Annotated in this window: 11 protein-coding genes; 6 read left to right on the forward strand and 5 right to left on the reverse strand. The window is 44.3% G+C overall.

What is annotated here, in order from left to right:
* Positions 1–30: 30 nt before the first annotated feature.
* The 3 genes from CDG76_RS03535 to CDG76_RS03545 form a co-directional block, all read right to left on the reverse strand.
* Positions 31–978 (reverse strand): glycosyltransferase family 2 protein, encoded by a 948-nt coding sequence (locus CDG76_RS03535; RefSeq protein WP_094347664.1) that lies wholly within the window; start codon positions 976–978, stop codon positions 31–33.
* Positions 979–1,043: 65 nt separating this feature from the next.
* Positions 1,044–2,072, reverse strand: coding sequence for an Npun_R2821/Npun_R2822 family protein (locus CDG76_RS03540; protein ID WP_094347938.1), 1,029 nt, complete (start codon positions 2,070–2,072; stop codon positions 1,044–1,046).
* A gap of 291 nt (positions 2,073–2,363) precedes the next feature.
* Complete coding sequence (locus tag CDG76_RS03545) at positions 2,364–2,813, reverse strand: hypothetical protein (protein ID WP_094347665.1); 450 nt, start codon at positions 2,811–2,813, stop codon at positions 2,364–2,366.
* A 504-nt stretch (positions 2,814–3,317) separates the two neighbouring features.
* Here CDG76_RS03545 and CDG76_RS03550 point away from each other — a divergent pair.
* Both CDG76_RS03550 and CDG76_RS03555 read left to right on the forward strand, forming a co-directional pair.
* Entirely contained in the window at positions 3,318–4,823 is a 1,506-nt protein-coding gene (locus CDG76_RS03550) for a DHA2 family efflux MFS transporter permease subunit (RefSeq protein ID WP_143854015.1), read from the forward strand.
* A 37-nt stretch (positions 4,824–4,860) separates the two neighbouring features.
* Entirely contained in the window at positions 4,861–5,610 is a 750-nt protein-coding gene (locus CDG76_RS03555; protein ID WP_094347666.1) for an SDR family NAD(P)-dependent oxidoreductase, read from the forward strand.
* 268 nt (positions 5,611–5,878) lie between these two features.
* On the opposite strand, the gene CDG76_RS03560 is transcribed toward CDG76_RS03555, so the two are convergent.
* The gene (locus tag CDG76_RS03560) at positions 5,879–6,871 is read right to left on the reverse strand and encodes a sugar-binding transcriptional regulator (protein WP_094347667.1); all 993 of its coding nucleotides are present in this window, start codon (positions 6,869–6,871) and stop codon (positions 5,879–5,881) included.
* A gap of 102 nt (positions 6,872–6,973) precedes the next feature.
* Entirely contained in the window at positions 6,974–7,774 is an 801-nt protein-coding gene (locus CDG76_RS03565) for an SDR family NAD(P)-dependent oxidoreductase (RefSeq protein WP_094347668.1), read from the reverse strand.
* A 148-nt stretch (positions 7,775–7,922) separates the two neighbouring features.
* On the opposite strand from CDG76_RS03565, the gene CDG76_RS03570 reads away from it, so the two are divergent.
* The 4 genes from CDG76_RS03570 to CDG76_RS03585 all read left to right on the forward strand — a co-directional run bounded on the left by CDG76_RS03570 (position 7,923) and on the right by CDG76_RS03585 (position 12,907).
* Complete coding sequence (locus CDG76_RS03570) at positions 7,923–9,269, forward strand: ABC transporter substrate-binding protein (protein WP_190240743.1); 1,347 nt, start codon at positions 7,923–7,925, stop codon at positions 9,267–9,269.
* 140 nt (positions 9,270–9,409) lie between these two features.
* Positions 9,410–10,126, forward strand: coding sequence for a carbohydrate ABC transporter permease (locus tag CDG76_RS03575; RefSeq protein ID WP_223265118.1), 717 nt, complete (start codon positions 9,410–9,412; stop codon positions 10,124–10,126).
* A 179-nt stretch (positions 10,127–10,305) separates the two neighbouring features.
* The gene (locus CDG76_RS03580; RefSeq protein WP_094347669.1) at positions 10,306–11,463 is read left to right on the forward strand and encodes an ABC transporter ATP-binding protein; all 1,158 of its coding nucleotides are present in this window, start codon (positions 10,306–10,308) and stop codon (positions 11,461–11,463) included.
* Entirely contained in the window at positions 11,411–12,907 is a 1,497-nt protein-coding gene (locus tag CDG76_RS03585) for a mannitol dehydrogenase family protein (RefSeq protein WP_223265119.1), read from the forward strand. The genes CDG76_RS03580 and CDG76_RS03585 overlap by 53 nt, the downstream gene beginning before the upstream one ends.
* Positions 12,908–12,937: the final 30 nt, after the last annotated feature.

A 12,937-nucleotide genomic window follows, 5' to 3' on the forward strand; every position in this document is an offset into this window, starting at 1 on the left:
TCAAAAGTAAGTTGCACAATATGTTAATCTCTAACCCTGCATCTGTCGCAGTGCATTAAACGCCTTACCTCGCAACCCAACTGGTAACAACGATAAACCTAAACCAGTCCAAGCTTTAACAGTCGAAAAAGACTGTCCCGCCAAAACTAGCTCTCTGCCTTTTTGCGTTTCACCCTTTTCAATTAAACGCAAACCTAATAATAATTGTGTTTCAGTTAAACGATTTTTTCTGACTTTCTCTAATTTCTCAGACTCAAACTTATAATTTTCTAAATACTGAATTTTATCAAATAAATAAGGAATGGCTCGATTAATACCTTGCTGCTCTGCATGGTAGCGATATTCCATCAATAATTCTGGTAAGTAATAGCCCTTTTTTCCAGCCAAAGCTAGACGCACAAATAAATCATTATCCTCACAATTTTGCAGATTTGGCTGCATATATCCTAATTCTTGCAAGGTTTTACGGCGAAATAATGTCGCCCCAACTTGAAAACTTTGCTGAATAAATACGACTTCCAGCAAATTATTTACAACACCTGCTGGTAAATTCTTCCTACCCCAGCGATGAGAATTTTCTTGAGTTTTTGCCTCATCCCGGACATTGTTAATATCAATTATCCAATGGTCTGTACCAACAAAATCAATGCTAGAGTCTTCAGCAAGAATAGCTGCTGTACTTGCGAGAAAATCGGGTGTTAGTCGGTCATCATCATCAAATTTGATAAAATATTCACCAGTGGCAGCATCAAAGCCAGAGCGCATATTATTACTTTTACCAATATTTTGCTGATGACGGATATATTTAATCCGATTGTCTGTATATTGTGACATCAATTCGGGTGTGCGATCGCGAGAACCGTCATCACAGATAATTAGCTCAAAGTCTTGCTCAGACTGGTTGAGTACACTGTCAATTGCCAAAGGCAGTAAATTAACTCGATTAAATGTGGGAATGGAAACACTAACTTTAGGCATTTTTGCAAGATGAGAGTGGACATTGCTCACTAACTAAACGCTTAATGAGCAAGGCTGGGCAAAAGCTAAGTGTAAGAGATAGTTTGATTAATTTTATTCAAAAGTTTTTTGATAAATCGATTGCTTCTAGCCGCTATGGTAGGTGGCTTTAATCGCTTCGGTTTTTGCTCTGGTTGCTTCAGAAAGCGATAGTGCAAAAATTCATTTTTGTAACGGATATCAACATCTTCACCTTTACACAAGCGGGTAAATCCAATAGCAGAATAGCCCATATAGTGAAGGCGATGAATTGGTTTTAATCCCTGTTGGTTGTAAAGAACATTATCAATGTTCACAAATGGATTTGCATTAGCACAGTTGCCAGTTCTATCTTCACCATTGGGACTGAGTGTAAAGTTAAATAGTGGTCGAGCAATTCTAAAAGTCATGTAACTAAATAAATCTGCGTCACACCACCAAGCGATTTCGTTAATCAATTCGACTTCTTTATCTTCTATCAATCGCTTTTTGAGTATTTTTAATTCTTCAACGCCTAAAATACCCTTTTTTGAACCAAAAAAACTAGAACAGTGAATTTCTCGTCTGATTTCAGATTCAGGCAAAGACATTTTTTGTTCTAACTTCGGCAAGTCGAAAGCTGCAACTGAAGTTTGTTTGGTGTGTTCCCAGTCATCAAACACAAAGTCGTATTGGTCTAGTTTTTCTAAAACCTTGTCCAGCTTATTCATTGCCAAACTATCAGCATCATAAAATACAAATCTTTCAAACTCACCATCAAAAGCACACATTTTTCGGATTAAATTATTTTTTTTATTCCATTCGATAGAAGGTTTATTTTTTCGGCTATTTCTTGGATAAGCGTTCCAAACTTGAACGGCAAAATCCTCCCATTTTTTAATCGAGCTTTTATCGTCAAACAGGGTGACATTCGGTCGAGAACGTATCTCCTGCTTAACTCGTTTTAAGCGGTCATCATAGGGAATAATACAAATCGGAATATCTGGACTAACATTCACCTCAATGCTATTTAGCAAAGCTACTAGTTGGTCAAATACCACGTCATTAGCAAGTGTGTAAATTCCAAAATTATCCATTGTAATAAATTCTTGTGATCTTTGATTTACTGAGTAATGCCAATTCTCTGTGAAGCTGAACATCATTTAGACCCCTCCCAACCTTACCGAACTAGGTAGTGGGGTTATTTCTACACATCTTTATACAGAATTGGTCTAACGCGAATAATACGATCGCTATTTTTTGACCGATTATTCTCAAATAATAATATACACATTTTCAACTTTATGCTGAAATAAGCAGGAAGCTATTTTGGTTAGTTTGGATGATATTAAACATTAACCACCTACTTAGAAGTGCCTAAAACCTAGCTAGCTGTTAAACAATTGCCTCCTAGAGAATAATCTCAGCAACCCGGCGGTTCCCACACCCCAAGCGCCATTAACCAATAAACCTGTCACTATTCCCACAAGTTTCCAGCCGCCAGCGATGGGTTGACCCTTGAGCGGTGCAACCACAAACCAAGCCACTAGCGTCGGAGCAATTGCACCAAAGACTAAAGCTCCTAACCAATAGTTTTTATCATGTCGAAAACGAGGTGCAATTCCTACCAAAATTAGTCCCCAAATGCCTCCCCAGAAAGCATTTGACCAAATTTGTGGAATTCCTAATGGTGGTGTTGGTGCAGTTGAATAAGGGGCGCGAGGTGTAAAATTTACTGCATGTAGCAGAGCCAATACACCTTGATGAAATAGCAAAACAGACACAAAGCCTGCAATAAATCCGAAAGCAAATCGAGATAAGGCAGCTTTTTGAGTCATTGCTTATACAAAAAGGTACTTATTTGCAGTTGCAGATGTGACTTTAATAATTGACATTTCCCATTCCCTATTCTCCATTTTATTTAGAGCTTGCTTCTGAGAGTTGTCTATGATAGTTTGCTAACTAGTCTCAATTACAGTAACTCTATCAAATTACCGTACTTTGTTGATTTTTATTGTTGATATAGCCGAAGGAGTGCAGAGTTAAGAGTACTTAAGTACTTTACCAAATATATGACAAGTGGAAAAGCCAATCTTGCCGATTGGGAAGTAGATACCTGACATAAACCTGAATTTTTCAAACCATCCAGAGCATTTCCGCTCGACCAAGCGCCTGCTGCGATGGCTACGCCCGCCGCAGGCATCGCACTCAAAAAAATTGCCAACTTAGAAATAGAAGCAGTAAACTTCGTTTCCCGAACTTAGTAGCGAGAATAGCACCCTACAATGAATATACGTATGCAAACTATTTACAACCGTAAAGTCAAAGGTGGAGGCTAAACGTTGGCACAATTCCAAGCAGAACCTCTGGCTTTATCAGGCTCTCAAAAAAATTGGGTCTTACTCGGTGTCGGACTTGGGGTATTCATGTCTACCCTGGATGTGGGCATCATTAATGTTGCTTTGCCCACATTGGTGCAAGCCTTTGGCACTAGTTTTCCTACCACCCAATGGGCTGTATTGAGTTACCAGTTGGTCAGTTCTGGTTTAGTTTTGGGAGCAACCCGCTTGGGGGATATGTGGGGTAAGAAGTCCTTATACCAGGGGGGACTTGTTCTGTTCACTTTCAGTTCGCTATTGTGTGGTTTTGCACCTAGTATCGAGTGGTTGATCGGCTTTCGGGCACTTCAAGGACTAGGTGCTGTCTTCATTTCTGGGCTTGGTTTGGCAATCATCACAGAAGTTTTTCCCTCTTCCGAACGAGGTCGGGCTGTTGGCGTCATCGGTAGTGTAGTGTCACTGGGAATTGCTTTTGGCCCCTCTGCTGGCGGATTGCTTTTAAGCTGGTCAGGCTGGCATAGTATATTCTTCATCAATGTACCCTTGGGGATTATTGCTAGTTTCTTAATAGCTCGTGTAGTACCACCTTCTGCACCCATTGAGGGCAAACAGAAATTTGACTTTTTGGGAGCCATATTGGCTTTATTGACTCTGGGTAGTTTTGGTTTAGGTATGACGCTAGGGCAGAGCCAGGGCTTTGGCAGTACTAATGCATTGGTATTATTAGCGATCGCTGCCGTAAGTTTCACTACTTTTTTGGTAGTTGAAGCGATTCTAAAGCAGCCACTACTAGAGCTAAAGCTGTTTCGCAATCTTCAGTTGAGTATGGGTTTGCTAAGTGGCTGGCTAGCATTCATTGTTATTGGCGGTTCGCTACTCATCGTCCCTTTCTTTCTAGAGAGGGTCAAGCAATATCCGACGGTAAAAGTAGGGCTGTTACTAGCCGTATCGCCTGTACTGAGTGGGTTAATTGCCCCCCTAGCTGGAATACTTTCAGACCGCTTTGGCGCTCGACTAATCAGTTCAATTGGGCTGGGGTTGATGATTGGCGGCTGTCTGGGGATTAGTACCTTTGATGCTCAAATTACAGAGCTAGGCTATGTATCGCGCTATTTTATTTACGGCATTGGTCTAGGTTTATTCCAATCGCCCAACAACAGCACTGTTATGGGATCGGTACCGAGAGAGCGGCTAGGGATTGCTTCTGGGCTTTTGTCTTTGTCACGTACATCAGGTAACACCGTAGGAGTTTCTGTAATCGGGGCAGTATTTGGAGCCTTAATCGCTAGTATGTCTGCGGGTGCAGATGTCTCTGTTGCCCCTCCTGATGCGATCGTTGCAGGGTTCCAAGGAACTTTTCGCTTTGCAGCTCTAATACTGTGTGGGGCGGCTGTTGCATCTGTTTTGAGGATTGGTAAGAGGCAAGGAGGGGAGGGGAGCAGCACTTCGGCTCCTTTCGACTTCGCTCAAGGCAAGTCGCTCAGTGACCGGGGAGCAGGGGAGGAATAATTAATGCTCAATAATCAATTACTAAGGAGTTAGATAAATGACAGGTAAATTAGAAGGAAAAGTGGCAATTATCACTGGGGCTTCAGCGGGAATTGGAGAAGCAACTGCGATCGCCTTGGCTTCAGTTGGAGCAACAGTAGTACTTGCTGCTAGGCGTGGCGATCGCATTCAGGCATTAGCAGAACGCATCGAGGCTAGTGGTGGCAAGGCATTGCCTATTGTCACTGATGTAACTGATGAAACCCAGGTAAATAACTTGGTGGCAAAGGCAAATGCAGAATTGGGAAGGGTTGATATCCTCGTCAACAATGCCGGGATTGCCTTACTCGGAACTATTGAAGCTGGAAATAGCTCAGACTGGCGGCGATCGTTTGACCTCAACGTATTAGGACTGCTATATGCGACTCATGCTGTTTTGCCTCTGTTGAAGGCGCAAAAATCGGGGCATATAGTCAATATCTCCTCAGTGGCTGGTCGAACAGCGCGGGCGGGCCTTGGTGTTTATAATGCTACCAAATGGGGTGTTAATGCCCTTTCGGAAGCATTGCGTCAAGAAGTCCACAAGGACAACATCCGTGTCACCATTATTGAACCTGGTTTGGTGGATACGGAAATTGACAACCAAATTACCGATCCCGTTGCCAAACAACGGATTCAAGAACGACGCAAGTCAATAGAACCTCTGCAAAGCGAAGACGTTGCAGCTGCGATCGTTTACGCTCTTACGCAACCACCACGCGTTAATGTCAACGAAATCCTCATCCGACCAACGGGACAAGAACATTAAAATAATTCGTAATTCGTAATTCGTAATTCGTAATTCGTAATTAAAGACTGTTACGTAAGGGGATTTAGAACCAGATGTTTCTTGGGTCTGTCTTACCTATACGAGGAAGAAAGCTACCCATAGCGTCTCGCAGGGAACTACTGAAAGAAAACGCCACGTATAGACGGATTTAGCTTCTCTCTTTGGGAGAAGAGGAATTAAACCCAAAAATTACGAATTACGAATTAGGAACTCAACACTGAGCATAAATTATCTCACTTAGTAGTTACTAAATTTTAGAAAGAATCATTTGGGCAGCAGCTTCATCGGTAATCAGTCCTGTAATTAACTTGCCATGCAGAGCAGCCAAAATCGCCTCAGCCTTTCTCACACCACCCGCCACACCAATAATTAGTCGATGAGCCGGTTGTTCGAGAGCTACACTGGCAACCCGACTGTTTGTCCCTTTTAGCAGCAATACTCCGCGATCGCTATAAGCCCAACCTGCAATTTCTCCGACTGCTCCCAGTTCAATCAATTCAGCCACCTCATCGTCATTGATAAAGCCATCTTGATGTAACGGAGCATTCCAGGCAATGTGACTAATTCCAACAAAGGTTACTTTGGCTTGCTCTGCAAGAGTTTTCACAGCGATAAACGATCGCTGAGTCTGCAAAAGTTCTCGTTCTTCAATGCTAGTCGCAACAACCGGAGTCGGCACTGGGTAAGCTTGGGAACCGACGCGATCGGATAAATGCATAACCACTTCGTGACGACCTGCACGCCCAGAGTGGGACATATTGCCAATAATTGACACAATTTTATGCTGGGGTTGGTTCATTGAGGGAATCTGCTCTACCATTGTTCGCAATGTCTGACCTGATGACAAAGCTAGTATGGTCGGGGTTTTAGCCATCAGGTAAGCCTCTAGGTGGGTGGCAGCACATACACCAATTCCGTATAATGTATCACCACTACCTGCGTCAGTTGGTACTACTTCACAAAGTGACAGAGCAAAGCGATCGCGTAATGACTCAGCTAGAGCAATGCATTCACTCAAGGGATGATCGAGTCGAAATTTAATCAGTTTTTCACTGACCGCCAGTGCCACTAAACGTTGTGCAGCTTGCCGGGACACATTGAGCTTGACAGCAATTTCTTCTTGCGTATTGCCGGCGATGTAATAGAGCCAAGCAGCATGAGCAGCCAGGTCTAATTTGCGCGCCCTAAGGGGCAAGCCAGCCTTGCTGGCATCGCGCCGCTCCAAAAAAGGTTGTCCCATATACTACCTGCAAAAGCTATGTATCTGTCAAAAGTATGATTGCATTATTTAGACTATATGCCCAAAGATATAATCTTTGCTCAATGTATTTTTAAATTTCTATTATCCCCCAGTAACCTCCAAGTTAAACCCAGTAATGTAGCTTGCCTCTTCGCTCATCAAAAATGCAACCCCATTCGCCACCTCTTCTAAACTTCCTAAACGTCGCATTGGCACTGAATTGATCATTTGTTGCTCAACTACCTTGGGATCGGCATCAAAGTACTGGGAACCTACTGCTGCTTGTAATTCGGTTTGCCGCGTCCACATAAAACCAGGGCCGATAAGCGCAGGGGAGAGTGCATTTACCCGAATGCCATAAGGAGCCAAGTCTTTCGCTGCCGTTTGAGTAATTCCAATGACAGCAAACTTAGAAGCGGCGTAAGCCAACATATTTGGCGGCCCAACCACCCCCGCATAACTCCCCATATTAACGATCGCACCTCCACCGGCATCGCGTAGTTGCTGTGCAGCCGCCTTGAGAATGTGGAAAACACCGACAACATTAACGTTGATCACCTTTTGAAAGTCGTCTTCAGGATATTCGTCAGTCTTGGCAAACACTCCTTGATAACCCGCATTATTAAATACATAATCTATGCGCCCAAACTGCTTTACAGCGCCAGTAAAGGCTTTGGCAACATCATCACTAGATGTAACATCACAGCGAAACGTACCAACTGGAACGTTGTACTCTTTTAGTTCCTCAGCCACATCTGCCATCTTCGGTTCATTCAAATCTAGCAGGGCTATTCCTGCGCCATTAGCAGCAAAACGGTGTGCAGTTGCCTTGCCAATATCTCCTGCACCGCCAGTAATTAAGATCGTCTTACCTGCAAACTGATAAGTTGCTTTAGCCGTCATAGATTCAACCTCTTATTGAAGAATTGTTGCAAATGACCGTGATGGAAATCAGATTGGTATGATTTCTATTATTGAGCTTTTGCCCAAAGTTAGAGCATAAAATCAAAAATTTATTTCGTTCGGTTTTTTACTTTAAAGGAGTTATGCGATGCGTATCCGCCGCTTCGCTAAAGTGCTAGCTGCATTTCTCACTGGAGTAATGCTGGTGCATCTGCTATATGCTTGTTCACCACGTTCTCAAGCCGCAGAGAAAACTAGACTAACGATCGCCACCGTTAATAATGGCGACATGGTGGTGATGCAAGGGCTTTCTCGCAAATTTGAGCAAGCTAATCCTGATATTCAACTCCGGTGGGTTGTGCTGGAAGAAAATGTGTTACGCCAACGCACAACTACAGATGTTGCAAGCCAAGGTGGGCAATTTGATGTGATGACCATCGGTTCCTATGAAACACCAATCTGGGCTAGACGGGATTGGTTAAGACCCTTGGATTTAGGCGCAAACTATGACGTAAATGACCTACTCAAACCTATACGAGAAGGGCTTTCCAATAACGGGAAACTCTATGCCGTGCCATTCTATGGGGAAAGTTCCATGCTGTACTACCGCAAAGACTTGTTTGAAAAAGCCGGGATTGCGGTTCCTCAACAGCCAACTTATCCCCAAATGAGAGAATGGGCAAGCAAAATCCACGACCCAGCGCATGGGGTTTATGGGGTTTGCCTGCGTGGGAAACCTGGTTGGGGTGAAAACATGGCATTTGTTTCCACATTGGTTAATACCTATGGTGGACAGTGGTTTGATATGAAGTGGCAACCAACGATCAATACTCCAGCTTGGAAAGAGGCGATCGCTTTTTATGTCGATCTGCTCAACAAATATGGGCCGCCAGGAGCCAGTTCCAATGGATTTAACGAGAATCTGGCATTATTCTCAACAGGTAAATGCGGTATGTGGGTAGATGCAACTGTTGCCGCAGGGTTGTTATCCAATCCCAAAGAATCCCAAGTTTATAACAAAGTTGGCTTCGCTCGTGCGCCAATTGAAAAATATCCCAATGGCTCAAATTGGCTTTGGGCTTGGGCGTTAGCGGTTCCAAAAACCTCAAAATCACCAGAAGCCGCGCAAAAATTCGTTGCTTGGGCAACCTCTAAAGAATACATTCAACTGGTTGCCAAGGAAAATGGCTGGGTTGCTGTACCACCAGGAACTCGGACTTCCACTTATGAGAATCCCAACTATCGGAAAGCTGCACCCTTTGCAGAAATCGTGCTGGCAGCGATTCAATCTGCTGATGTTACCCGTCCATCTGCACAACCAACTCCTTATAAGGGAGTTCAATACGTTGATATTCCAGAATTTCAGGCGATTGGTTCTTCAGTCGGGCAAACTTTAGCGGCGGCATTGACCAATCGAACTTCGGTAGATCAAGCGTTGCAGCGATCGCAGAAATCAACTGAACGTTTCATGAAACACACAGGTTATATCGAATAATTCTCAGATGTTCCACAGCGATACCAAACCCAGAAACCCAGATTTAATCTGATTTTCTTAATTACGAATTACGAACTTGTACTGAGCGTAGCCGTTGGCGCAGCCTCTCGTAGAGAAGTATTACGAATTACGAATTGCTTATGTCTTCTTCATTAGCGGTAAAACCTCAATCCGAAACGCCACCTCCCACCAAGCAACGGACTACGCGGCAAGTGTCAACCTTACCTCTGGTTGCGCCTTCGGTCGTTCTCCTACTGCTGTGGATGATTGTACCTCTGGTGATGACTGTATGGTTTTCCTTTCAGCGTTATAACTTGCTGAATCCAGATGCACGCAAATTCATCGGGATTGAAAATTTCACTTTCATCCTCAGTGACTCAGCTTTATGGACATCGATCGCCATCACAATAGTTTTGGTTGTTTCCGTTTTAGCAATCACAATTGGTTTGGGCACACTCCTAGCAATTCTCTTTGACCAAGACTTTTATGGTCGTGGAGTGGCGCGGGTGCTGGCAATTTCCCCATTTTTCGTTATGCCCACAGTTAGCGCCCTGATCTGGAAAAATATGCTGATGCATCCAGTGAATGGGCTGTTTGCTCAAATTACTAGAGGTTTGGGTTTGGGGGCGATCGATTGGTTTGCCAGTGTTCCATTACTTGCCATCATTATTATTGTTTCGTGGGAATGGCTGCCCTTTGCTTTGCTGATTTTGTTGACTGCAATTCAGTCACTCGATCGCGATCAGTTAGAAGCTGCCCGGATGGATGGCGCAAATGCGATCGCACCCATCCTCATCTTCGGCTGGCTGAGTCAACGGCAATTAGTCCGGGGTCTGACTTTTGGTGCGGTGAAATGAGTGAAGGCAGACACTCTTACAGCTTTGCGTAAAATCCTGGCAAATTGAGGGTTGAGATTTAAACGCAAAGGGACGCAGAGGTAAGCGCAAAGGTACGCAGAGAATTTGCTACGAATTAATTAAATGTTGCACTCTTCTCTGTGTGACAAAAAACTTAAACCCATTAATGGAAACATTTTATGTCAACAGTTGCTTTAAGAAATATCCATAAAACCTACGCCGACACAGAGATCATTAAAGGCATCGATCTCGACGTGGGCGATCGCGAATTTGTTGTTTTCGTCGGCCCCTCCGGCTGTGGAAAATCAACCTTACTCCGCATGATTGCTGGACTAGAAGAAATTTCCTCCGGCGATTTACTCATTGATGGACAAAAAGTCAATGATGTACCACCCGATAAACGTGGTTTAGCAATGGTGTTTCAAACTTATGCCCTGTATCCCCACATGACAGTGGCAGAAAATATGGCCTTTAGCCTCCGGCTTGCGGGTATGCAGAAAGCCCAGCGTTATGAAAGGGCGCGTGAAGTCGCTCGCATCCTGCAACTAGAGCCACTCTTAAACCGGAAGCCCAAAGAACTATCAGGAGGACAACGGCAACGGGTGGCGATCGGTCGTGCTTTGGTGCGTAATCCCAAAGTATTTTTGTTTGATGAGCCACTGTCTAACCTAGATGCTTCATTGCGGGTGCAGATGCGGATTGAGCTTGCCAGTTTACACGACAGTCTGCAAGCCACGATGATTTATGTTACCCACGATCAAGTTGAGGCAATGACCCTTGCCGACAAGATTGTGGTGTTGCAGGGCGGCATCATCGAACAAATGGGTTCTCCCCTGGAACTTTACCATCATCCCCGCAATCTATTCGTTGCCGGATTTATTGGTTCGCCAAAAATGAACTTTATCTCGGTTACGGTGTCAGCCGTCAATGACTCTGGTACAACAGTCAGACTCCCTGGTGACGCAACCGTAATGATTCCGGTGAAACCCAAAACCCTCTCAGTTGGGGATAGAGCAACATTAGGGATTCGTCCCGAACATCTGCGGCTGGATCAAAATAACCCAAGCGTGAATGGCGAAGTATTAGTCGTAGAACGATTGGGCGGAGAAACCTATCTCTACATCAAGATTGCAGGTGGCGAAACCATAGTTGTGCAAACAGACGGAGATAATCCAGCCAAAATGCACGATTACGTTCCTATTTGCATTAACGGTGAGCTTTGCCATCTGTTCGATCGCGACGGTGAAGCCATCCCCAAAGTTCATCGTCACCACCTAACCCAGAATGAATCCCATGAACAGCAATATCAGCACAGACTCAGCAATCAAGCTGAATGAGGCATCTCTGTCTCATTTAGGCAATAATATTCGCGTACCCAATTACGATCGCCATCAAATCACTAACGGTATTGTCCATATCGGTGTGGGTGGGTTCCATCGCGCACATCAGGCTTTATACCTGGATAATTACTTTCATCAAAATCCCGGTAGTGAATGGGGAATCTGCGGGGTTGGGCTACTAGAATTCGATAAACGAATGCGGGATGCACTTAAATCACAAGATTGTTTGTATACCTTAGTTGAGAGATCCCCAGAAGGCGATCGCGCTCGTGTGATTGGAGCAATTACAGAATATCTGTTTGCCCCAGATAACCGCCAAGCTGTGATTGACACCTTAGCAGATCCTAAATGCCGCATCGTCACCCTCACCATTACCGAAGGAGGCTACTACTATATTGAAGGTAGTGGTGAATTCGATACCAATCACCCAACAATCCAGTACGATTTGCAGCATCCTGACGAGCCAATTGGAGTATATGGCTTTTTGACAGCAGCCCTCGATCGCCGTCGTCAACAAGGAATAGCACCATTTACCGTGTTGTCCTGCGACAATCTCCAAGGTAACGGCAACATTGCCCGCAAAATGTTAACCGCATTTGCCCAAATGCAGAACCCGAAATTGGGGCATTGGGTTGCCGAACAGGTAGCTTTTCCTAACTGCATGGTCGATCGCATTACCCCCGCCACAACTCCAGCAGATATCAAAATGGTGGCGGAACAGTTTAACATCGATGATGCCTTTCCAGTTGTTGCCGAACCGTTTCTTCAGTGGGTAGTTGAAGACAATTTCAGCGCAGGTAGACCTGATTGGGAATCAGTTGGGGTTCAAATGACTAGCGATGTTCATCCCTACGAGATGATGAAAATCCGGTTGCTCAACGCCAGTCACTTGTTGATTGGCTATCTCGGTTCTTTGGCAGGTTACACATACGTCCATGAGGTCATGGCAGATCCATTGATTCGGCAAGCTATCGATCGTTTGATGGCAGAAGTTACACCGACACTGCAACCTGTACCGGGGATTGATTTAGATAATTACAAAAAGACCTTAATTGAACGCTTTGCCAATCCCAAGATTCGCGATCAACTCCCGCGTCTTTGCCTGAATAGCTCCGCTAAAATGCCAAAATTTGTTCTTGGCTCAGTCCGTGACGCGCTGCATCAAGGAGGAGCGATTGACTACATGAGCCTAACGGTTGCTGCTTGGTTCCGTTACCTCAACGGACAAGATGATCAAGGTAACACCATTCCCATTGATGACCCAATAGCAGGTACTTTGACTCAACTAGCTCATTCAAGTGGCTCTGATGCCAAACCATTGCTCAATTTAACTGAGATTTTTGGCGATTTGTCCCAATCACCGCTTTTTGTTGATGCAGTTACGAACCATTTACGCAGGTTATATGAGTTTGGAGCTAAAGAAACATTAGCCCGATTCTGACAGAGAACTTAACCAGAAGTAAAAACCGCA

Source organism: Nostoc sp. 'Peltigera membranacea cyanobiont' 210A (assembly GCF_002246015.1).
Lineage (GTDB): Bacteria > Cyanobacteriota > Cyanobacteriia > Cyanobacteriales > Nostocaceae > Nostoc.